Raw genomic sequence first — 22,115 nt, forward strand, 5'->3', positions numbered from 1 at the left:
TCTAAAAATATTACTTGTCTGATTTCAGTAGAAGGATAATATCTTCTGGAACAGACTTGTTATCAAATTAAAAATAGGAGGCTAATCATATGGCAATACAATCTTTAGCAACTTTGTCAGCCGGACAGTTTTGCTATATAAATACAATTGAACTACAAGGGCTATTTAAAAGGCGAATTCTTGATTTAGGCGTTATTCCGGGGACAGTAGTTCAATGTATTCGTCACAGTCCATCCGGTAGCCCGATTGCTTATAAAATTCGCGGGGCGACAATTGCAATCCGAAAAGAAGATGCTAGTCAAATTAAAGTAACATTGTAGGAGGAGTTAACCAATGCAGGACACCCGAATACATTATACGCTCCAGCGTAAAAAAGAATTCCAAATTGATGCTTCGCCCGATCAATTTGTTATTGCACTCGCTGGAAATCCGAATGTAGGAAAAAGTACAATATTCAATGCATTAACCGGGCTTCGCCAACACACTGGGAATTGGCCAGGAAAAACGGTAGATAATGCCCAGGGGACATTTACGCATGAAAGTCAGGAATTTCTTTTAGTAGATTTGCCTGGCACCTACTCATTAAGCGCACATAGCAGTGAAGAAGAAATCACACGTGATTTTATTTCTCACGGAAATCCCGATGTAACACTTATCGTCGTCGATGCTTCCTGTCTAGAGCGAAACCTTAATTTAGCCTTGCAAATCCTTGAAATAACCCCCAATGTGGTGCTTTGTGTAAATTTACTTGATGAGGCCAGAAGAAAAAACATTACCGTAAATCTAGATGAATTAAGTAAAGAATTATCCATCCCTGTTATCGGGACGACTGCTCGCACCGGACGCGGACTAAATCAATTAAAAGAAGCTATCTTTTCTATTTCTAAGAACAAGAAACCTGACTATCCTCCTGCGCAGACAGAAACAACAACAGATGTGGAAGATAAAATCACTCAAATTTACGCGAAAGCAGAAATGATATGTCGCAAAGTCGTAACAAAACCCGTTGAACAAAAAAAGAATTGGGAATATCGACTTGATGATATCTTGACCTCCAGGTTATTTGGCTACCCTATTATGTTTTTTATGCTTTGTGGCGTTTTCTGGTTGACAATAGAAGGTGCAAATTATCCTTCAGAATTACTCAGTAGCATATTGTTTAGCTTTGAAGACACTTTAACCGATTTATTCATGGCAATGAATGCGCCTGTTTGGCTACATGGAGTTTTAATTTTGGGTATGTATCGCTCACTCGCATGGGTTGTCTCTGTCATGCTCCCACCAATGGCTATCTTTTTTCCACTATTCACTCTCCTCGAAGACCTCGGGTATTTGCCACGTGTCGCCTTTAACCTCGACAGTGCATTCAGAAAATGTCATGCTTCTGGCAAACAGGTACTAACCATGTGCATAAGCATTTTCTGTATGCAATAATTAAGACAAAAAATAAGACAGCCTATTATTCTTTCAATAATAGACTGCCTTATTTAAAACTGACCTCATCTAAACCCATCTAACCCCTCCTATGTATCTATTTTCTTCTTCTTTTGCCTGCATTCTACATTGGACTCATTTCCCTTCTACTTAAGCTTATGTTGCTTCAACTATCGGATACATTGGACTCATCCCTTTACTTCTCAAATTCTCTGCAGCTTCACTATCTTGTACATTGGAATCAACTCTTTCTTTGATTGCTGTATCTTTTGTTTGTCTATATTCTATCATAAATAAACGACAATTTCAATCATATTATTAGAATTTTCTAATAATTCTAATAATTATTTTTGCAAGTCTTGTTCTTTTGACCTATTGACTTTTTGACTTTTATGCGTATAATAAGAATTAAAGAAAGCGTATAAAAATCGATGCAAGAGCATCTATACACTTTCTTAAAAAATAATTAAATAATGGGAGTGAGAGTATGTTTGATTTAGTACCGTTCCGTGGTTCTGGTAATATTGCTAAAAGAGGAGATGCTTTCGACCGTTTATTCACTAAAATGTTTGAACAGCCGTTTGGACTAATGCATCACTTTAACTCATCTTTTAGCAGTTTTAAAGTTGATGTCAAAGATATGGGTGCCACCTATGAATTAACTGCTGAGTTACCAGGCGTAAAAAAAGAGGAAATTACATTAGATTATAACCAAAATTACTTGACGATCAGCGCAAATCGCAATGAAGAAAACGAAACAAAAGAAAATAACTATATTTGCCGCGAACGCCATGTCGGCAACGTCCAAAGAAGCTTCTACATTGATAACATCGATAGGGATAAAATTCAAGCAAAATTCCAAGATGGCATTTTACATGTACAGTTACCAAAACAAAAGGATACACAAAAACCATATCAATCTATTCAGATTGACTGATTGAAAAACCGGAGTATATCCCCCCTCGATATACTCCGGTTTTATTTATTAAAAAACTAGTATAATACTCTCATGAATTAAATATTTTTACATAAATTAAAAAAATTTAATTCTTCGATTATCTTCCCTTCTACTCTTATTCGACTCTTAAGCCTAATTTACTTATCTATGGTCTAGTTTTTCTCCCCACTCTTTTTCTTTAAATCCCACAAGGACAAATTTATCGCTCACTAAAATTGGTCGTTTTACAAGCATTCCATCTGTCGCCAGCAGTTTGAGCTGCTCGATTTCTGTCATATGCGGCAATTTATCCTTAAGCGATAATTCTTTATATTTCAATCCACTCGTATTAAAAAAACGTTTTAACGGTAGTCCACTTGCTTTATACCATGCTTCCAATTCAGCAAAGTTCGGGTTCTCTTCCTTAATATCACGCTTCGTAAACGAAATCTCCTGCCCTTTTAAATAATCTTCTGCCCTTTTACAAGTTGTGCATTTAGGATAGCAAATAAACTTCATCTTTTCCACCTCTTAATTTTATAATTTTCTTATATCATGCAATGTTCAAATCTACTTTATTCTCATTATAGCATAATCAATTCACATCAGAACTCATAAACATTTATTAAAAAGCATCAAACGAAGTGTTTGCTTCAGTTCTTTTTTCAAATTGAAATTGAAGATAAATTTTTTGTTCTTTTCTTCGCTTGCCATTTATTATTTCATAACTGCCCTGACCAATTTCTATAGAATGAATAAAATTTGCAATCATCCTTGGAGATAGCGCCGATAGATGTTTCCATCTTTCTATATACTCCAAAATTTTTTTGTCGACCCTTGTTAGAGCCTCCGCATCTTTAGGAACATTCTCCGCATGTTTTCTTAATTGCAACACATCTTGAATTTCTCTATACTTCATTTCATATTGTATAACCATTTTTCGCAATCGCACCTCGGTTAAAAAACCTCGACTATAGTCTTCGTATAATTTACCAATTAAAGCATCTAGCGCTCTACCGCGCTTTTCCAATCGCTGTACTTGTCTGTCTTCAGAAACACCTTCTATCTTCTTCCTGCATTTTTCTTTTATACGGCTTACTAGGGATGCCCATTCTATTTCATCAAGTATCAATTCTTTGCTTAATGATTGTAAAACAATATCATAAAGTACACGATATTCGATAAAATGGTTGCTGCAAACTTTTATTCCTCCAGCTTTATACGCTCCACAAGCTAAATTTATCGGTGAATCTTTTTTCCGCGAACCTACTGATGACATCCTTCGTCCACACGCTTTGCAAAATGCAACACCCGAGAATAAATTAAAAAAACTGCCCTGTTTATGGCAAGTGCGATTACGCCGCATCTGCATGATGAGCTCAAAATCTTCTTCACTAACAAGCGCTGCATGTGTATTTTTTACAGTAATCCATTCTTCACAATCTACAGGGACAAGCTGCTTTAATTTAAATGATACCTTTCTGGTTTTCCCCTGCACCAAATGCCCAAGATAGACAGGGTTTTTTAATATTTTTCCAATCGTTGCCGCATTCCAGCCCTGCTTACAGATTTCATCATTTATTTTTCTTTTTGTATTATAAAAATTCCGATACGCCAGTGGTGCTAATATCTGCTTGCTATTTAATTTCTCTGCAATTCTTTTTGGATTTAACCCCTGTGTTGCCCAATGAAAAATTTGTTTAACAATGGGTGCAGTCTCTTCATTTACAACAAGTTTATTTTTATTATGAGAATCTTTTTGATAGCCATAGGGTGCAAAATTTCCAATATAAGCACCCGATTGCATTTTGGCTTTTAATGATGTCGTAATTTTATCAGAAATATCACGCGCATACATTTCATTAAATACATTTTTTATCGCTAACATCTGATAAGATAACTTTTTCAACGAATCAAAACCATCATTAATTGCAATCACTCGCACCGATTGTAAGGGAAATATCTTTTCTAAGTACTCTCCTGCACCAATATAATCTCTGCCAAATCGTGATAAATCCTTTACAATCACTAAATTTACTTTTTTTAATAAAATATCTGCAAGCATTTGCTTAAATCCTATTCGCTCAAAATTTGTTCCTGAGCAGCCATCATCTACATATTCACGATAGATAACAAAGCCATTCTCTTTTGCGTACTCATTGAGAATCCTTCGTTGCGTAAGAATACTGCCACTTTCTCCAGCAACTTGATCCTCCTTCGATAGCCGCATATATAACGCTGCCCGATATTGGATTTCCATTAAAACAGTACTCCATCCTCTTCTAATGACGACAAAATGAATTTTTCTAATAAATCCAGGAGTGACTTTCCATCTCGATAAACTACCTCTACCATATAAATATCTTCCGAATCTTCCCATTGGTAAATAAAAGTGTTCTCCTTCATACGATCACCTCACCGTATGGTTATGTTTAAATACCTTCTGTTATGCAACCATTTTCATCCAGTGCGGGCTCATGCATGTGCATGGGGTTTGGCTGTAATGCCGCTGGCGTTATTGCCTGTCGGATTATCGACTCACCACGCGAACGATTAATTGCAATATTAACCAATAATTTCGCACCATGCAACGGTAGATTTCCAACGTTGATTTTACTCTCAACTTTATTTGTTTCTTCTTGTTTTGCCGAAAATTATAATTCTTTAGTTACAACATTGAGCATTACGTCTATCGTCTTATTAGGCATCGCTACGACTTTTTTCACGGCATGGTTTTTATCCAAAACTTTACTCAAAGGAACCCCCTCTTCTAATATTCTCGAACTACCACCCTATCGTCTGCCACAAGTAGGTGCTGTTATTTACCGTTCTATCATTGATCGTACATTTTTCGTGTTAAAGCGTGCAATTTATATGGCTGCTCCAGCCGGTGCAGTGATTTGGCTTGTTGCCAATATTCCTCTCGGTGACACAACTTTGTTAAGCTATCTTACCCACCTCCTAGATGCTCCAGCTTATTATCTTGGTGTAGACGGCGTAATCCTCCTTGCTTTTATTCTCGGCTTACCGGCAAATGAAATCGTTGTTCCGATTATGTTAATGGCCTACCTTTCTACAGGGCAAATGATTGAGATTGAGAACCTTACCACATTAAAAGAAGTATTTCTTAATAATCACTGGACACTATTGACTGCAATTAATACGATGCTGCTTTGCCTGCTACATTATCCATGCAGCACAACATTATTAACAATTCACAAAGAAACTGGCAGTAAGAAATGGACGGCAATTGCTTTTCTTCTTCCAACAGTTCTTGGCTTAATTCTATGCTTAATCACAACATTCCTTGCACGTACTTTCGGGCTTTTCGTATAACTGAATATTAAGAAACAAACGTGTATAGATATGATAATGTCATGTTTATACCTGTTTGTTTAATAAAAAAATCATTTCATTGCAATTGATATGGCTTACCCATCAAATTGCTAATGAAATGATTTTTATTTTATACTATAGTTTTATTTTTTGAAAATAAAACGTTATAGAAATACTTTACTTTTACTTTTACTCTTTCTTTTCGTCGGATTGAAAAAAGCTACTTTCTCTTCATCATAGATTACAAGGTAATTGACCAAATCCCGGATATCCCCCCGTATACATTCCATTGTTAAAACATCAACTTTGACCCAAAACTCTTCTGCAGCAACATCTTTAAGTAAAGGTATCTTTTTTCTTACTGCCATACTCTCACTACAATGAACCAATAACTGTGTACATATCCGTATCAATCTATTCTTATATTGCTCAAAATCCGTTTCATTCTCCAATTGGGCAATCATCATACTATACATAAGACAATCAAATCTTTTTGCCGCTGCATCCGTATCATTCATAGAAACAAGCGGTGCAATTAAATGAATTAACGAATATTTATCCTGTTCAGATATACGGGAAAATGCATCACGGTCTTTATATTGCTCAACATGACGCATCTGCAATTTAGCCTTTGATAATTCTTTCTTTAAAGTTTGTATCTGTTGATATACAACATCAATTAATGTATTACGCCAAGCCTGATAATCTGTACCAATAAATTTTTTTGTCTGTAACGCTTGAATTAAACGCACACGATTACAAAAAATTGTTTCCGCTAAAGATTCTATTGCTTCATTTTCGATAAGCTCCTTATGCACACGAAAAAATTCAAAGTTTCGTAAGTAATCAAAGATATAAAAATATCGTTTATTCACGTATGCGCCTGACTGGTCATCCAGACAAGCCAATCCTTTACAGTTCCGGGCACCTCGCCCTACCATCTGCCAAAACCGAGTTTTTGAGTATACTTTTTTAAAAAATACTAGATTTACCACTTCGGACACATCAATTCCCGTATCCATCATATCCGACGATACAATAATATGCGGTTCTTTCGCGACTTGTTTAAAATCGTTGACGATTGCCTGTGCATTTGTATCATTAAAAGAAATACATTTTGCAAAATCCCCTCTATACTCTGGGTAAATGACATTAAATCTCTCAACTATGTATTGCGCATGTTCTTTATTTTGTGCAAAGATAATTGTTTTACCTAAACAATCCTTTGTCGCAAATTTAATTCCCTTTTTCATTAATTCCTTTAAAACCATATCAACTTTAGGTTGGTTAAAAAGATATTGCTTTAAATAAGGCGAAAGAGTCCGTCCTATTTTTGCTGTGATTCCTATAAAATCATCCTCATATTTTGCTTGCTCCTCTATACTTAAATCATCATATACAGTAGTTTCATCCGAAAAATTTGTCATTGTTTCTATATTGTAATACGGGACTAACACACCATCTTTATAAACTGCTGTTTCATACTCATATGCATAGGTTGGCATTCCTGATTCTACTTCAAAGAAATCATATATATTTTGATCAATACATAGCCTTGGTGTTGAAGTAAACCCAACAAGAATTGAAGAGAATTCCTCAAAAAATTCATGATAATCTTTTAAAACACTCCGATGAATTTCATCAATAATAATTAAATCAATCTGCGCTTTACAGGTAATATTAAATAAATCAGAATAAGTGGAAAAAATGACATTACACTTCTCAGTTTCCATTTCATTCATTGATTCACCAAATAATATTTCTGGTAAATACCGTTTAAACTCTTCTTTTGCTTGCGTAACTAAAACCGTATTGTCCGTTAAAAATAAAATATTTTTCACCAATCCGCTCCGCATGAATATATCACTTAAGCTTATTGCAGTTTTCGTTTTTCCTGTTCCAGATGCCATGACCAAGAGACTTTTTCTTCGTCCTTGCCTAAGATTATCACAAGCTGCAAAAACTGCTTCTTTTTGATAATAACGCTCTGTAATCACATCTTGAATGAAAAGTTCATTTAATGTCTTGCCTTGCATATAATCCTTCATGATTTTCTGCTTTTCTGGCATTGTACCACCCCAAACATTTTTTCTGCCAAAAGACTTTCTTTATTCCAAATGATTCTATTTCGCCAAAAAAACAGAAATAACCTCCAAAATTATACATAAATAAGTAAAAGTTTTTGTTTTTTTGTTGAACTATATAATTCCCATTTAAATTTTCCTAGAAAATATTAGTGAAATTTATATTTATTTCTTACTGAACAGGATTTTTATTTATGCAAAACGAAAACTTTATATACTATACCTATGGGAGGATTTGCTTATGAATTACAGTCAGCAAAAATATAAATATCTTTACTTACTATCTGACAAATATCCTACAATTCAAGAAGTGTATGCTGAAATCATTCATTTGCAAGCAATCTTAGACCTTCCAAAAGGAACTGAACATTTTATGAGTGATTTGCATGGTGAATATGAAGCCTTTTATCATATTTTAAATAATTGCTCTGGTGTTATTCGTGAAAAAGTTGATTTTTTGTTTGCAAGAACTTTAACCACAGAGCAATGCGCCGAATTTTGTACACTAATTTATTATCCAAAAGAAAAATTAGAAAAACTACAAGAAAAAGAATTTCTAACTGCTGAATGGTATGAAACAACAATTTATCACCTTATTAAATTAGCCAAATTTGTAGCATCTAAATACACTCGATCTAAAGTACGCAAGGCAATGCCAAAAGTATATCGATATATTCTTGATGAATTGCTGCATGCGCAGCCAAAAGAGCACGTCAACCAACTTTCTTATCATAAAAAAATTGTTGATACTTTAATTTCGATTAAGAGTGCTAATGACTTTATCATCGCTTTTTCTAAAATGATAAAAAGATTAGCGGTGGATCACTTGCATATTGTTGGTGATATTTTCGATCGTGGAATGCGCCCAGATGCAATTATTGATATGCTCATTGAGCATCATTCCTTAGATATTGAATGGGGCAACCATGATATTCTCTGGATGGGTGCGGCAGCTGGCAGCGAAGCTTGTATTGCCACCGTAATTCGCAACAGCTTATCTTATCGCAATATGGATGTATTGGAGAAAGGCTATGCAATTAGCCTTCGTCCATTATCCTTATTCGCAGCCAAAATTTACCCTGACGAAAATTCGATAATTGCTTCAAAAAAAGCGATTTCGATGATTTTATTTAAACTAGAAGGGCAATTAATTTATCGCAACCCCGAATTTAAGATGGAGGACCGCCTTTTACTTCACAAAATTGACCGCAACACCTCTTCTATCACAATTGACGGAAAAATTTTGCCGCTAAAAAGCGCCTACTTTCCGACACTAAGTCAGTTATCACCATACAGTTTAACAGAGGAAGAAGCACAAATTATGCGGGATTTGCGCATTACTTTTCAAGAGAGTGAGAGGCTCCATAAACATATTAGATTTCTTTACAAAAAAGGTAGTATGTATCGCTGTTATAATCAAAACTTACTTTTTCATGGTTGTATTCCCCTTGACGAAAATGGCGATTTTGCCAATATTACATTTGGTGGTAAAACCTATTTCGGCAAATCCTATATGGATTATGCTGATAAAAAAGCTCGCGAAGCGTATTTTGGCATAAAGCAACAAAAAAATCTAGACTTTATGTGGTACTTATGGTGCGGAAGAAAATCGCCTTTATCAGGAAGAAAAATAAAAACCTTTGAACGCGACATTATCGATGACCCATTGTCATGGGCAGAACCAAAAAGCCCTTACTATCACTACTCAAATTCAGAAAAAATCTGCGACATGATTCTAAAAGAATTTAATTTATCAACGAAGCGAGGGCATATTATCAACGGACATGTACCCGTAAAAGTTATCAATGGAGAAAATCCCGTCAGAGGAAATGGCAAAGCAATCGTAATCGATGGTGGTTTTTGCCGTGCTTATCAAAAAACAACGGGTATTGCCGGCTACACGTTAATTTACAATTCCTATGGTCTTAGACTGATGTCCCATCAACCTTTTAGCAATAGCCAAAAATCTTTAGAAAAAAATGAAGATATTGAATCAAAATCAAAGATTATTGAACAAATGCAAACTCGAATTATGGTCAATGATACAGATCTAGGCGAAGAAATCAAAATACAGCTTAGCGATTTAGAAGAGCTATTGAATGCTTATAAAACCGGCGTATTGACGCCCCAAGAATAAAATGAAAAAACTGGCTGATTTTCAGCCAGTTTTTCATTTCATCATTTAACTAAATATTTATCCAATACACTAAATAAAAAATCTTTATTTACTGGTTTTACAATATAATCATTCATTCCAATGCGCTCTGAATATCTAACATCCTCTGAAAAAGCATCTGCCGAAAGCGCTACGATTGGAATTAGGCAGGCATCCGCTCTATCCATTTTCCGAATAAATTTCGTAGCCTCACGCCCGTCCATAATTGGCATTCTGATATCCATAAGAATTAAACTATAATAACCGATAGGGGAGCCAGCAAATTTATCTACTGCTTCCTTCCCATTTACAGCGATTTCCGTATTTAAATTTACTTCTTCTAAAAAGACTTCTATAATCTCTTGATTAATGTCATTGTCCTCCACCAATAAAATTCTTTCATTATTAAAGAAATATTTCCGCTTTATTATTGGCAGCATATCATCCTCTTCTTCCAAGGACATCAAATATCTTCGCTTTGCTAATCCAAACGGAATCTTCACTGTAAAATTACTGCCTAAACCAACCTTGCTATCCACAGTAATAACGCCATCCATTAAATTAACTAGACTATGTACAATGGACAAACCTAATCCAGTTCCCATTCTTTTGGGGTCAGTACGTTCTGTATCCTGCTCAAATGGTAAGAAAATTTTCTCCATAAACTCGGGCTTTATCCCAATCCCATCATCTCTAACGGTAAATTGCAAAATGGTAGAAATCGTAGTTCTTTCTAACTGCCTAATTTCTAACTCCACTTTTCCTCCAATATTCGTATATTGAAACGCATTACTCAGCAAATTAATTAGAATTTGATTTAAATGCAGTACATCCCCTTCCAGTTTATGATTAATTTCTGGTGCTATATCAATTTTAAAATCAATATTTTTTTCAGTGGCTTTATCCTTACATAAGTTATGCAAATCATCTAAAAACTTTTTGAGTGAAAATTCCTTTTTATGAATCACCATTTTTCCACTCTCAATCTTTGATACATCAAGTACATCATTGAGCAAAGATAACAAATATTTCGCAGATAAATCAATTTTGTTTAAACATTCTGCGACTTTTTCTGGCGAATGCAGACATTCTTTCGCTATACTAGCCATTCCCATAATCGCATTCATCGGCGTTCGAATATCATGTGACATCCGCGATAGAAATTCACTTTTTGCCTTATTTGCACGTTCTGCACTTTCTAATGCTACATTCAGCACTTTATTATGCTCTTCTTGACGACGTCTTTCCAAATCCACATTTTTCATATACAGCATTGCAATTTTCTCGCCATGCTCTTCCCACTCTACTTTTCTAAGCCAATACGTATACCATAAATATTCATTGGTCTTATTATTCAATCGCTCTAGAGTATAACTAATTTCATGACAACCAGACTTAAAAATTTCTGTCAATGTTTCTTCATTTGAAATTCTGACGCATTCATCACGAGCCGCTCCTGGGCGACAATGATCAAACCAAGTTTTCTTTGCTACCGCAAATGATCCATCACCAATTTGAATCTTTTTTATACTCCCACTTTCAAATGCTAGTGAATGTACGGTTTCACGTTTATAATCAATTTCAAATACAGCATCATAAGACATTCGAATTTCATTTTCATACCGCTGAATCAAATTTTTCTGTTCAAGTTCAGCCCGCTTATATTCATCAATATTATGAATATAAATAAAAGCAATACAATCACCCGTATTGGGTTCCGTAGTAAGCTTAGCACTTACTCTCACCCAAACCACATAATTTTGAGAATCTTTGCGATGATACTCTGCAAAAACTGCCTCTTTACCTTCTTTAAAGGCTCTTATTAACTCGTGATGACTCAAAATTGCATAACATTTTTCTTGCTCCACCCGATCAGGGATTCTTCTTATTTCTGCCCCTATCAACTGTTCATAGGTATGTACAAATACAATCTCATTATTTTTCTTTATGTTTATTTTATAAGGCTTAACAGACCCCTTTGATAAATTTACCCTATAGGACACATATAAATTCGGCGTTATCACATCTCGATAAGCCAATTCACGTCGATATCTATTTTCTGACTCTTCACGAATGGATACATCTTCTGATACGCCAATTGCACGTAATGGATTTCCCTCTTCATCAAAAATAACCGTATAACTTACTTTTTCCCACCAGTACTCGCCATTAGAATCTTTTGTTCTATAGATAGCATTTACATAACTTTCCCCTTCATGAAGCCTTTTGTATAAATCTAAAAAAGCTTCAACGCTATCAGGATGCACGTAATCAATTTCAAGTAAGCTCTGCGGCACATTTTCAATCACTTCTGGAAGCCCATTAATCTCCATTGATCGTTTCGTTTGAATAATGCATCTTTGAATGAAATCATAATCCCAAACATAAGTATTCGTTCGATCTAAAGCAATCCTATACCGTTCTTCACTTAGACGGATTGCAATTTCCGCCTGTTTGCGTTCAGTACAATCCATCGCAAAACCTTCTAAGAGAAAATATCCTTTTCCCTCCAGTAAATGCCCACTGACAAAAATCCAGCAAATCTCACCTGAACGTTTTATAATACGCATCTCCCAAGTAAGCTCTGCTTTATTGCATAAAATTGCTTTATCAATTTTACGCATAATAGTAGCAAAATCCTCTGGGCAAATAAATTTTTTTGCTTTATTTTCTAATTCTATATCAAATTCTTGCCTCGTATACCCGCAAATCTTATAAAATAAATCATTTGCTGATAAAATTGTAAAATCCTGATCTAGCAATGCGCGAAAAGTTCCTCCTTTTGACCCCTCTTTATATAAAGCCAATTCAACACTTTGCTCTTCATATACTTTTTTATCTTGAATCAATATACATACAAGAACGACGACAATTTGTCCGTCTTTATCAAAAAAACTTTCAATATAGCTTTTCACCCATATAATATTTCCATCTTGCTTTACTAAGCGATGCTCCAAAGAAAAGGCATCCTTTTCTTCACTATGATTTCTTAATGTCGCTTTGAATAACCGATAGTCACTAGGCAAAAATATATCTGCTATCTGCTTTTGAGTTCGTTCTGTAAACTCTTCATAACTTCTGTATCCAAGCAGCGCTAACATGTTACCGCCCAAATAGCAAAGCGGCAATCCAGGTTTTGTATAAAAAGCGACGACGCCTCCATCAATAGTCTGCCGAATTTTTCCCAGCAACTTAGATTCAATCACTTGAATATCGTTCGATGTTATCGTATCTTTTCTATATATCTCCATAGATTCACCACCTTTTAAGTGCCATACAATTAAAGATGCTCCTGTTTTTTTGCCTTACTTGATTTCATTTGACTTTCAGAAACTTTTCGTTCATATTCTTCTATTGGAACTGGCTTTGAATAGCAATATCCTTGCGCAAACATACAGCCAGAGCGCAATAAAAAATCAACATGTTCTCTAGTTTCTACCCCCTCGGCAATAACCGGTAAATCAAGACTCTGTGCCATGCGAATTGTCGCTTGCAAAATCTTCTGCCCCCGCTCTGATTGTGCAGAATTTCTTAAAAAATTCAAATCAATCTTTAACACATCGATCGCAACATCTTTTAGCATATTTAAAGATGAATATCCACTTCCAAAATCGTCCATAGAAAAAACAAATCCATAAGAGCGTAAATGTTCCATAACGGCATAAAGCTGTTGAGGATTTTCCGTATATGCACTTTCTGTTAATTCGAGCTCTAACAGTTTCGGCGGAATTTGATACTTCTCTGCTAAATTAATAAAAATATTGCAAAGGTTAGGGTTATAAAAATGCATACGCGAAATATTTACGGATATAGGGAGTGGAGTCCTTCCTTCATCAATCCATCTCCTAAGTGTTTTGCAAGCCAATTCCCATACATACTCATCCATTTTTAAAATAAATCCATTCCGCTCAAACAAAGGAATAAATTTGTAGGGAGGAATCATTCCCTTTGTCGGATGATTCCAACGAACTAAAGCTTCTGCTCCAATAATAGATTCTAAAAGCATATTATATTTAGGCTGCAAAAAAATTGTAAACTGATTCTCTTCTATCGCCGTATGCATATCATTTAAAATTTCCTGTTCTTCCAAAATAATATTTCGCATATTATCGTTATATACTGCATAAAGCTGAATAAATTTATTTTTAACACTCTGTAGCGCTAAATCCGCCCGATCACACATAATTTCTATCGGTAAATCTTTATCCTCAATCTTAAACACCCCGCAAGAAGGCGATATTTTTATCGCTAGCGGGTAACTATCCAGACTTTCTTTAATTAGATGTGCAACTTTTTCTATTTTATTTTCTTCATTTATTAAACACATTGCAAAAACATCCGCTCCTATCCGCCCATATGTTCCACTAAAAGGCAAATCCGATGTTTTCTTCACGATTTCTGCAAACTTATTTGCAATAAAACGCAATAATTCATCTCCCGCTTCAATTCCATATAAATCATTGATCACTTTAAAATTATTGATATTAAGCAAAATAATAAAATAATCTCGCGTTAAATTGTTAAATAAAAGTTTCCGCGTCGCTTTATAAAATGCTTCTTTATTATATATTCCCGTCAGGCGGTCATATGTGTCAAAAAATTTTATCTGTCCGTTCTCAGCTCCAAATGGAGTAATTTTACTAAATATAAGTGCATAGGCGGGAATTATGCCTCTCCACAAAATTGAAACAACTGTCATATTTAAATCTGTATGAAGGATTTCACTATGTATCACTGAATCTAGAATTGGCTCATCAGTTCCCTTTAATACTGGGCAATTTTTACATACTTTTTTATAACCTGCAAATGAATAACAGGTACATCCGTTTCCACGATCATAAAAAAATTGTTTTAAATTATCACTAACATATAAAATTTCATATGTGCCTTTATTAATAATATACATACTGATATTCTTTAAACTATTGATCAATGGCAGCTCCCAATCCATTGTTTTCACCATGCACCCATCCTTCTGGCTGTAAAATATTTTGCTAAAAATTAAGCACTATGAATAACTTAAAATTCAACTTTATTTGATGAAAATCCTTTGGGGAAATTACAAATTTATTACTATAAATCTTAGTTTCATCCAAAATTTTTTATTTTTGTAAACAAAATACCCTAAAGAAAAGAGACTTGTCTTTATTCCTTAGGGTATAAATAAGTGTATTTTATATAGTTTCTACTCTTTGAATTACAAACTTTTCAATATCGCCAACATTTACATACTGACCAAAGAAGCGCATAGTTTTATTTAATTCCACCTTATATAGCCGAACTTTTGCCGCATCAATTTCAGCACGTATCTGGCCAGTTTCATCTTTTAACATCAAATTCGCCTGACTAATTTCATCTGCATTTTTTAATTCTACAGTCTCATTCTTCTCATTTTCGCAGGTTAATTTTCCAATAAAAATAACTTTGTCGCCATCCATACTATTCTCCATTACCGTCGCTACATCCTCTGGATAATATGTAGATGAGTAAGCAAATACCGTACTAGCACATAAACAAATCAACAGAGTAACTAACAAACTTATTTTTTTCATTCCATCACCCTCTCTAGAACTTCTCCTTTACAATAACAAAAATTTACAATAAGGTCAATAAATTTATCGTAAAAATAAGTAAAAAATGGAGTATCAAGTAATCTATTTTTAATTACTTTAATCCTCCATTTTTATTTTCTTACTTTATAAAAATTCTATATCAACAACATAAATTTTAATTGTATAAAAATCGGCACAAACTTGACCATAAATTTGGACTGGCACATTCATTATATCACGACCATCGTAAGCGTCATCGCTGATCTCCACGGAAATATCTCCCGTCTTATCGCGAAAAGCCATCTTTCCATCGTCATGACACCTAATAATCTGCCCTTCTAATACAACACTCTGACCATCAATTCTCTGACTTTTAACCGCTGCAATATTGCTAGGAATATAATCCATAGCATTTGCAAAAACAACTACGCCCGAGAAAAAAATCATTATCAATAAAATCAACCCAAACTTTTTCATACCTGCCATCTCCCTCATTGGAACTAATATTAGGCACCTATAATCAAGTTCTTTTCTTTATCTATATTATATCACATTCACTAAAAGCATGTAAGAAAATATTTCTTTTTAAAAAGAAGGATTTGGATATTTTTTGCCTAATATATACTTTTAAGGACAAACAAATTATTATTTAAAAACCATTATTAATTTTGAAAATTTTAAGGAGGCTTTGTTTATGTCTAATGAGTTAAAAATTTACAAATGTTCTATTTGCGGTCATGTTGTTGAAGTGCTAAATAACGGAACTCGCCCTGCATCAGCAAAAACAATCTGTTGCGGTAAAGAAATGGATTTATTAGCACCAAATACAGTAGAAGCATCTACTGAAAAGCACCTGCCTGTTGCAACTTTTGTTGACGAAAACAAACTTTCCGTTAAAGTTGGCAGCGCAGAGCATCCGATGATTGAAGCGCATTATATTGAATGGATTAGCGTAGTGTACGGTGATACAATCCAGCGTGTAAATTTAAAACCAGGACAAGCTCCTGAAGCAACTTTCTGCATTTGCGGAGCAACAAATATAGATGTCTATGCTTATTGCAACATTCACGGATTATGGAAATCAAATGTAGCTAAATAATACTAATAAAAACAAACATGTCAGAATGAACTGACATGTTTGTTTTTATTTTAAGTATTTATTTAATGCGTTAAACAACCCCTGCTTTTCGATTGGTTTTACGCAATGTTCATTCATTCCCGCGATGAGCGATCTTTCCTTATCATCTTCAAAAGCGTTAGCAGACAATGCGATAATCAAAATGCTTTTTGCATCTGGGCGGGCTAAATTTCTAATATACATCGTCGCTGCATATCCGTCCATAATTGGCATCATAATATCCATAAAAACTGCATCATAGTAATGATGCGGCGACAGCTCAAATAAAATGCAAGCTTCTTGACCATTTACTGCATAATCAAGCGTAGCTTTTGTCAGTCCTAAAACGCTTCCTATAATCTCCGCATTCAAATCATTATCTTCAACAATTAAAAAACGTTTTCCCTTATAATCCGGAATATGTTGCACTGTATTTTCTTTGCTAACATATTCTATATTTTTATCCACAACTTCGAAGTCAATATCAAACCAAAAAGTACTGCCTTTATCTAACTTACTTATCACTTCAAGCTTACTATTCATTAACATTGCTATTTTAGAAGAAATACTTAAACCAAGCCCTGTCCCAGCAATCATTTTTCGAATTACTGTCTTTTCACGCTCAAAAGGATGAAAAATGACCGCCAAATTTTCTTCAGCTATCCCTACACCTGTATCCATAATGCTAAAATGAACAGATATTTTTTCTTCTAAGTCAGCAATTTTTCTTACCTTAATTTCAACCGTTCCTTGTGATTTATTATATTTAATTGCATTAGATATCAGATTAATAATAATTTGTTTCAGTCTTAATTCATCGGCCATAACATATCTATCTAAATCAGTATCAATATCAACGGTAAATGAAATCTCATTTTTTCTTGCTATTTCTTCATATACAACTTGAACACTTTGCATCATTTTCATAATATTGATCGGTTGAATGTTTAATTCCATTTTTCCGGCACTTACTTTTGTCATATCTAAAATATCATTAATTAACTGTAACAAATGATTCGAAGAAACTTTAATCTTTTGAATACAATCAAGTACCTTTTCTTTATCTTCTATATTTTGCTCTGCTTTTTCATTAAATCCAATAATAGCGCCTATAGGCGTTCTAATTTCATGCGACATTCGCGATAAAAAATCCGTTTTTGCCGCATTTGCATGCTCAGCTCGGATTAAAGCCCGTTGTAGATTAAGCTCATAAATTTCTTTTTCTTGAAATCCCTTCTTTAAACTCTTATGCTGACTTTTATAATAAAAAATCATACTTAACCCGAGAAAAAAAGTACATAGCAATACAATGATCTGAATGGGATATTTATAAATAAACTGAATAATTTCTAAATTTTTATTTTCTTTGAGCAAGTGATTGTACGTAATTTCTTGCATCCTACTTTGCGGAATTGAGTCTATTCCTTTATTGAGAATATTCGTTAATTGTTCTGGATTCTGCTTATTCACAGCAAACGCTAAACCAATTTCTTTTCCATCTAGGTTACTAACAATTAAATTATCTAATCTTGGATCCTTCATAAAATATTCCACGATATAATAACTCGCAAATGTAACATCTGCAATTCCATCATTTACTGCTTGAATACATTCTAACATTGTATCATAGAGAATGATTTTTTTGCCTTTTAATTTAAACCAATCTTTATAATATGGAGTTACTGCATACACAGTATCTTCCGTCGCTGATTTTTTATTTTTATTTTGAATCATTGATTGGTAAAGCTTTAAAAATGGCTTACTAAGTTCTAAATTAAAAGCATCTGCCGCATCAAAATCATCATAACAAGCTGCCCATACATCCGCCTTGCCTTCTTGAATTGCTTTAATCGCTTCAAAATGATTATCTACGATTAAATATTTTACCTTCAATCCGGTAAAATAAAGAATTTCCTGTAAAACATCTGTCACTATGCCATTTACATTTTCCTCCTCTTCACAATACTGAATTGGCGGAAATTTACTCAATGCCACTACCGTAATCGTCCCTTTATTTTGAATATATTCTTTTTCTTCTGCGCTGAATCCATTACTTTTAGTCATTATACTTCCATAATATTTTTTGTATAAATCTGCTTCATAATAGGGGTTATAAAAATGAATTTTCGCTTGTGCCTTATTTAAATCCCATAAAATTTGTTTGCGATTTTTATTTACGATAAAGTAATAATTATTTAAATTAAATGATGCAATAATATTTAACCCTTTATCACAGCGAATGCTACTAATTAAGACCGCATTTATCCTCCCTTTTTTTAATGCTTCCATCTGTTCTTCATGCGTATTAAAATAAAGAAGCTTTGGCTCAAAACCATAGGATTTACAAATTTTTTCATATTCTTTACTTCTAATACTTCCTTCTAAAACCCCTACTACTAAATCTTTATATTCATTAAAATCATTAAACGCATAATCCTGTCCATTTAAACTGCATAAGACAGTATAAGCTACTCCCATAGGCATAGTTGAATAATCATACAGGTCTGCTCTATCTGCTGTATACTGTGCAGAAGCTAATAAATCTATTTCACCTTTTTCTAATCTTTCTAAACATTCTTCCCATGTCCCTGGTACAAATTCATAATCCCAATTTGCATATCGAGAAATATCTACTAGATACTCATAAGCATACCCCATCACCAATCCATCTTTTTCTTCCATAAATGTTGAATAATCCAATAGTCCTACTCGTACCACCTTTGATTCATCTACGGCTTCACTTGCATATGAAAATGAACAGAATAAATTAAAATAAGCTATAATACATAGCATTGCAATTGCTCTAATGAAGTTCATATGCAACTCACCCTTTTCTAAGATTATTCAAATTAGTGAAATATTTGCCAAATTTTTTATACCATCATTATATCATTGAAATAAAAAAAGAAGATAGTTTCTTTAATAAAAACTATCTCTTTACATACCCATGCAAGAATCAATTAAATAGCAAAATTTAAAACGAATAAACTCGTACAAAATCATAAATATTTCCTTTAAAAAGCATATGTAGATCTTCCTATATCCGGATCACCATCCAACTATAACCATTATGCATGAATATTATGATTTATTGATATTTCACTTTTGAAAACCATTCGGCTACAATGAAGGAAAGAAAATGTTTTCAGAATATTTTAAAAAGTCAATAATATATAGCTATATATAAAATATTGGGAGGGATGAATATGTTGGATATAAGAAAAATTTTTTCAATTGGTCAAAACTCTATTATTCGCCACGTTGTTCAAAAATCAGATACCGCGGGTAACTATTCAAAGGAGCTAAATGAATTGTTAGCGACACCAGCTTGTATCGGTATGGTAATTAAAGCCGCCGTTGAAACCGTAGATCCGTATTTACCGGAAGGATTCATCAGTATCGGTCATTCTACTGAGTTTACCCATACTGCAGCAACGAGTCTCGGCATGACTATTACCGTAAAAACTTCTATTATTGAGCTTGGTGAGCATGAAATTGTAATGAAAATTGATGCTTGGGATGAGCAGGGCGAAGTAGGTTATGGAATGCATCGACGTTCCGTTGTAGAACAAGACGCTCTACTGAAAAAAGCTCGACAACGGACCCGTTTCCTAACGAATCAAAAAATTTAGAGAGGTGTTTTTTATGATTCCTGATACATTACAAGGAGCAGCTTTATTAAGTGTAATTGATTTTTTCCTCAGTTTTATATTTATTGCTTTTATCGGTGGTGTTTTGTATTTATTTCCTTATTTAAATAAATTAGGAGAAGTAGAAGAGGATAAATAAATATCATATTGATTGGGGGACTTAATGATGTATGAGCAGTTCTCAACGTTAATGGCAGAATTATTAAATCAGACTGGGTTACTTGATCTATGGTGGGGTAATATCGTAATGATCATCGTGGGCGGAATTCTTCTTTATTTAGGAATCATCAAAAAATACGAGCCATTTTTATTGGTGGGCATTGGGCTAGCATGTATCGTCGCAAATGTTCCTGGTTCAGATTTAACAAAACCTGGTGGATTATTTCATTATGCATATCAAGGCGTAGAATTATTGATTATCCCACCTCTAATTTTTCTTGGAATTGGGGCAATGACTGATTTTGGTCCGATGATAGCCAATCCTAGTTTAGTCATTCTTGGCGCAGCTGCCCATCTAGGAATCTTTGTTTCTTTAATTGGCGCTAAACTATTAGGGTTTACACTTGCCGAGGCTTCGGCAATCGGTATTATTGGGGGAGCCGATGGGCCAATGGCAATTTACGTTACAATGAAACTCGCCCCGCATTTGTTGCCACAAATTTCGGTTGCAGCATATTCTTATATGGCACTTATGCCACTGATTCAGCCACCAATTATGCGCTTGCTGACTACAAAGGAAGAACGTAACATCATTATGCAACAACCACGTTACGTTTCTCGTTTGGAAAAAATCGTTTTTCCCATCGTTATCGCCATTATCGTAAATTTATTTTTACCTCCTGTTGCACCGCTTATTACAATGCTTATGCTTGGTAATCTACTTAGAGAATGTTTATGCGTGGATCGATTAGCAGAAACAGCATCAAATACACTATTAAATATAGTAACATTAGTTTTAACAGTCGCCATCGGCTCAACAATGGATGCAAATTCTTTCTTAACCTGGGATACGCTTCTCATTATCGTCTTAGGGCTTATCGCCTTTGTCTTCGGTACAGCTTCTGGCGTTATTGGTGCCCGTATTATGAACAAAATCAGTAGAGGCAAGATTAATCCACTCATTGGTTCTGCCGGCATTGCATCGGTCCCAATAGCCGCTCGAGTTTCTCACGTCGTTGGCCTACAAGAAAATAAATACAATTTTCTTATCATGCATGCAATGGGGCCAAACCTTGCTGGTGTATTTGGCACAGCAATTTCTGGCGGTATTCTTCTTGCTTTTCTCGGTGCAAAATAGCGATAAAAAAGATGATGTTTTAACAAAGCGATTAAAACATCATCTTTTTATTTGAATATAAAAATTTATAGAATTTCAACTCGATCCGCTTCTACAGAGGTACCATATACTTTTACTTCAACTTCACAGTAAGCGCGAATATGTACACCTATGATATCCTGTGGATTACGATATTCATCATTATCTATTTCCATTACAATTTCACCCGTTGCATCTTGAAAAACAAATTTTTCATCGCCAGAATAACTTACTATCGTTCCCTCTAACATTACTTTTTGATCATCTATTTGCTGCATTTTTACCGTTGCAACATCACTTGCTACATAGTTTGCCGATTTTGCAATCCCAATCGTACTCACCATACATAAAATAACCAGTAAAGATAAAATTACTTTCTTCACTATTTTCACATCCTTTACTTATTTTTTTAGTATTATATCATACTTCCTTCTTTTTCCCTATTCAAAATTACTTCAAGACTATAGTCATCTTTACTTGTCTTATTTAGACAATCTCAAGTATGACGATATGCATAAAATCATTAGATTGAAAA

General features: G+C 34.2%; 20 protein-coding genes. 9 read left to right on the plus strand and 11 right to left on the minus strand.

Going from position 1 to position 22,115, the window contains the following annotated elements:
- The first annotated feature begins 89 nt into the window (after positions 1 to 89).
- Entirely contained in the window at positions 90 to 320 is a 231-nt protein-coding gene (locus ACWZFG_RS11165; protein WP_147669285.1) for a FeoA family protein, read from the plus strand.
- Positions 321 to 333: 13 nt separating this feature from the next.
- Positions 334 to 1,434: a FeoB small GTPase domain-containing protein gene (locus ACWZFG_RS11170; RefSeq protein ID WP_455577647.1), complete on the plus strand. Its 1,101-nt coding sequence runs from the start codon at positions 334 to 336 to the stop codon at positions 1,432 to 1,434.
- A 156-nt stretch (positions 1,435 to 1,590) separates the two neighbouring features.
- On the opposite strand, the gene ACWZFG_RS11175 is transcribed toward ACWZFG_RS11170, so the two are convergent.
- A complete protein-coding gene (locus tag ACWZFG_RS11175) occupies positions 1,591 to 1,725 on the minus strand; it encodes a hypothetical protein (RefSeq protein WP_418627093.1) in 135 nt (44 codons plus the stop codon).
- Between the two features lie 196 nt (positions 1,726 to 1,921).
- Here ACWZFG_RS11175 and ACWZFG_RS11180 point away from each other — a divergent pair, with 196 nt between their 5' ends.
- A complete protein-coding gene (locus tag ACWZFG_RS11180; RefSeq protein ID WP_455577648.1) occupies positions 1,922 to 2,371 on the plus strand; it encodes an Hsp20/alpha crystallin family protein in 450 nt (149 codons plus the stop codon).
- A gap of 162 nt (positions 2,372 to 2,533) precedes the next feature.
- Here the strand turns inward: ACWZFG_RS11180 and ACWZFG_RS11185 are convergent, their stop codons facing one another.
- From ACWZFG_RS11185 to ACWZFG_RS11195, 3 genes are all read right to left on the minus strand, one after another.
- Complete coding sequence (locus tag ACWZFG_RS11185) at positions 2,534 to 2,890, minus strand: arsenate reductase family protein (RefSeq protein WP_455577649.1); 357 nt, start codon at positions 2,888 to 2,890, stop codon at positions 2,534 to 2,536.
- Positions 2,891 to 2,996: 106 nt separating this feature from the next.
- The gene (locus ACWZFG_RS11190; RefSeq protein WP_455577650.1) at positions 2,997 to 4,631 is read right to left on the minus strand and encodes a recombinase family protein; all 1,635 of its coding nucleotides are present in this window, start codon (positions 4,629 to 4,631) and stop codon (positions 2,997 to 2,999) included.
- Positions 4,631 to 4,777, minus strand: a complete 147-nt coding sequence (locus ACWZFG_RS11195; protein WP_309320510.1) for a hypothetical protein — start codon at positions 4,775 to 4,777, stop codon at positions 4,631 to 4,633. Before ACWZFG_RS11195 ends, ACWZFG_RS11190 begins: the two co-directional genes overlap by 1 nt.
- A gap of 75 nt (positions 4,778 to 4,852) precedes the next feature.
- Between ACWZFG_RS11195 and ACWZFG_RS11200 the strand changes: the two genes are divergently transcribed.
- Positions 4,853 to 5,707, plus strand: a complete 855-nt coding sequence (locus tag ACWZFG_RS11200) for a nucleoside recognition domain-containing protein (RefSeq protein ID WP_455577651.1) — start codon at positions 4,853 to 4,855, stop codon at positions 5,705 to 5,707.
- A 164-nt stretch (positions 5,708 to 5,871) separates the two neighbouring features.
- On the opposite strand, the gene ACWZFG_RS11205 is transcribed toward ACWZFG_RS11200, so the two are convergent.
- On the minus strand, positions 5,872 to 7,776 hold the full coding sequence (locus ACWZFG_RS11205; RefSeq protein ID WP_455577652.1) for a DEAD/DEAH box helicase family protein: 1,905 nt from the start codon (positions 7,774 to 7,776) through the stop codon (positions 5,872 to 5,874).
- A gap of 256 nt (positions 7,777 to 8,032) precedes the next feature.
- On the opposite strand from ACWZFG_RS11205, the gene ACWZFG_RS11210 reads away from it, so the two are divergent.
- Entirely contained in the window at positions 8,033 to 9,928 is a 1,896-nt protein-coding gene (locus tag ACWZFG_RS11210) for a fructose-1,6-bisphosphatase (RefSeq protein WP_455577653.1), read from the plus strand.
- A 41-nt stretch (positions 9,929 to 9,969) separates the two neighbouring features.
- On the opposite strand, the gene ACWZFG_RS11215 is transcribed toward ACWZFG_RS11210, so the two are convergent.
- From ACWZFG_RS11215 to ACWZFG_RS11230, 4 genes are all read right to left on the minus strand, one after another.
- Complete coding sequence (locus ACWZFG_RS11215) at positions 9,970 to 13,197, minus strand: PAS domain-containing hybrid sensor histidine kinase/response regulator (RefSeq protein ID WP_455577654.1); 3,228 nt, start codon at positions 13,195 to 13,197, stop codon at positions 9,970 to 9,972.
- Between the two features lie 29 nt (positions 13,198 to 13,226).
- Entirely contained in the window at positions 13,227 to 14,909 is a 1,683-nt protein-coding gene (locus ACWZFG_RS11220; RefSeq protein WP_455577655.1) for a putative bifunctional diguanylate cyclase/phosphodiesterase, read from the minus strand.
- Positions 14,910 to 15,120: 211 nt separating this feature from the next.
- Positions 15,121 to 15,498 carry a hypothetical protein gene (locus tag ACWZFG_RS11225; protein ID WP_177504754.1) on the minus strand — a complete coding sequence of 126 codons (378 nt, stop codon included), beginning with the start codon at positions 15,496 to 15,498 and terminating at the stop codon, positions 15,121 to 15,123.
- 144 nt (positions 15,499 to 15,642) lie between these two features.
- Positions 15,643 to 15,975, minus strand: a complete 333-nt coding sequence (locus ACWZFG_RS11230; RefSeq protein ID WP_177504753.1) for a NirD/YgiW/YdeI family stress tolerance protein — start codon at positions 15,973 to 15,975, stop codon at positions 15,643 to 15,645.
- A 217-nt stretch (positions 15,976 to 16,192) separates the two neighbouring features.
- Between ACWZFG_RS11230 and ACWZFG_RS11235 the strand changes: the two genes are divergently transcribed.
- Positions 16,193 to 16,597: a desulfoferrodoxin family protein gene (locus ACWZFG_RS11235; RefSeq protein WP_147669309.1), complete on the plus strand. Its 405-nt coding sequence runs from the start codon at positions 16,193 to 16,195 to the stop codon at positions 16,595 to 16,597.
- Positions 16,598 to 16,642: 45 nt separating this feature from the next.
- Here the strand turns inward: ACWZFG_RS11235 and ACWZFG_RS11240 are convergent, their stop codons facing one another.
- Positions 16,643 to 19,432 carry an ATP-binding protein gene (locus ACWZFG_RS11240; RefSeq protein ID WP_177504752.1) on the minus strand — a complete coding sequence of 930 codons (2,790 nt, stop codon included), beginning with the start codon at positions 19,430 to 19,432 and terminating at the stop codon, positions 16,643 to 16,645.
- Positions 19,433 to 19,821: 389 nt separating this feature from the next.
- Between ACWZFG_RS11240 and ACWZFG_RS11245 the strand changes: the two genes are divergently transcribed.
- From ACWZFG_RS11245 to ACWZFG_RS11255, 3 genes are read left to right on the plus strand one after another with little or no spacing between them, the layout of a single operon-like run.
- Positions 19,822 to 20,247, plus strand: a complete 426-nt coding sequence (locus ACWZFG_RS11245) for a thioesterase family protein (RefSeq protein WP_177504751.1) — start codon at positions 19,822 to 19,824, stop codon at positions 20,245 to 20,247.
- A gap of 13 nt (positions 20,248 to 20,260) precedes the next feature.
- Complete coding sequence (locus ACWZFG_RS11250; RefSeq protein ID WP_177504750.1) at positions 20,261 to 20,404, plus strand: hypothetical protein; 144 nt, start codon at positions 20,261 to 20,263, stop codon at positions 20,402 to 20,404.
- Between the two features lie 27 nt (positions 20,405 to 20,431).
- A complete protein-coding gene (locus ACWZFG_RS11255; protein ID WP_455577682.1) occupies positions 20,432 to 21,562 on the plus strand; it encodes a sodium ion-translocating decarboxylase subunit beta in 1,131 nt (376 codons plus the stop codon).
- A 65-nt stretch (positions 21,563 to 21,627) separates the two neighbouring features.
- Here the strand turns inward: ACWZFG_RS11255 and ACWZFG_RS11260 are convergent, their stop codons facing one another.
- Positions 21,628 to 21,963, minus strand: coding sequence for a NirD/YgiW/YdeI family stress tolerance protein (locus ACWZFG_RS11260; RefSeq protein ID WP_177504749.1), 336 nt, complete (start codon positions 21,961 to 21,963; stop codon positions 21,628 to 21,630).
- Between the last annotated feature and the right edge of the window lie 152 nt (positions 21,964 to 22,115).

The sequence above is a fragment of the Anaerosinus sp. genome, from assembly GCF_965318445.1.

What these genes read in the sequence shown, in the direction of transcription:
- ACWZFG_RS11165 (WP_147669285.1), top strand. Translation starts at nt 90, where the DNA reads ATGGCAATACAATCTTTAGCAACTTTGTCAGCCGGACAGTTTTGCTAT.
- ACWZFG_RS11170 (WP_455577647.1), top strand. Translation starts at nt 334, where the DNA reads ATGCAGGACACCCGAATACATTATACGCTCCAGCGTAAAAAAGAATTC.
- ACWZFG_RS11175 (WP_418627093.1), bottom strand. Translation starts at nt 1,725, where the DNA reads ATGATAGAATATAGACAAACAAAAGATACAGCAATCAAAGAAAGAGTT.
- ACWZFG_RS11180 (WP_455577648.1), top strand. Translation starts at nt 1,922, where the DNA reads ATGTTTGATTTAGTACCGTTCCGTGGTTCTGGTAATATTGCTAAAAGA.
- ACWZFG_RS11185 (WP_455577649.1), bottom strand. Translation starts at nt 2,890, where the DNA reads ATGAAGTTTATTTGCTATCCTAAATGCACAACTTGTAAAAGGGCAGAA.
- ACWZFG_RS11190 (WP_455577650.1), bottom strand. Translation starts at nt 4,631, where the DNA reads ATGGAAATCCAATATCGGGCAGCGTTATATATGCGGCTATCGAAGGAG.
- ACWZFG_RS11195 (WP_309320510.1), bottom strand. Translation starts at nt 4,777, where the DNA reads ATGAAGGAGAACACTTTTATTTACCAATGGGAAGATTCGGAAGATATT.
- ACWZFG_RS11200 (WP_455577651.1), top strand. Translation starts at nt 4,853, where the DNA reads ATGTGCATGGGGTTTGGCTGTAATGCCGCTGGCGTTATTGCCTGTCGG.
- ACWZFG_RS11205 (WP_455577652.1), bottom strand. Translation starts at nt 7,776, where the DNA reads ATGCCAGAAAAGCAGAAAATCATGAAGGATTATATGCAAGGCAAGACA.
- ACWZFG_RS11210 (WP_455577653.1), top strand. Translation starts at nt 8,033, where the DNA reads ATGAATTACAGTCAGCAAAAATATAAATATCTTTACTTACTATCTGAC.
- ACWZFG_RS11215 (WP_455577654.1), bottom strand. Translation starts at nt 13,197, where the DNA reads ATGGAGATATATAGAAAAGATACGATAACATCGAACGATATTCAAGTG.
- ACWZFG_RS11220 (WP_455577655.1), bottom strand. Translation starts at nt 14,909, where the DNA reads ATGGTGAAAACAATGGATTGGGAGCTGCCATTGATCAATAGTTTAAAG.
- ACWZFG_RS11225 (WP_177504754.1), bottom strand. Translation starts at nt 15,498, where the DNA reads ATGAAAAAAATAAGTTTGTTAGTTACTCTGTTGATTTGTTTATGTGCT.
- ACWZFG_RS11230 (WP_177504753.1), bottom strand. Translation starts at nt 15,975, where the DNA reads ATGAAAAAGTTTGGGTTGATTTTATTGATAATGATTTTTTTCTCGGGC.
- ACWZFG_RS11235 (WP_147669309.1), top strand. Translation starts at nt 16,193, where the DNA reads ATGTCTAATGAGTTAAAAATTTACAAATGTTCTATTTGCGGTCATGTT.
- ACWZFG_RS11240 (WP_177504752.1), bottom strand. Translation starts at nt 19,432, where the DNA reads ATGAACTTCATTAGAGCAATTGCAATGCTATGTATTATAGCTTATTTT.
- ACWZFG_RS11245 (WP_177504751.1), top strand. Translation starts at nt 19,822, where the DNA reads ATGTTGGATATAAGAAAAATTTTTTCAATTGGTCAAAACTCTATTATT.
- ACWZFG_RS11250 (WP_177504750.1), top strand. Translation starts at nt 20,261, where the DNA reads ATGATTCCTGATACATTACAAGGAGCAGCTTTATTAAGTGTAATTGAT.
- ACWZFG_RS11255 (WP_455577682.1), top strand. Translation starts at nt 20,432, where the DNA reads ATGTATGAGCAGTTCTCAACGTTAATGGCAGAATTATTAAATCAGACT.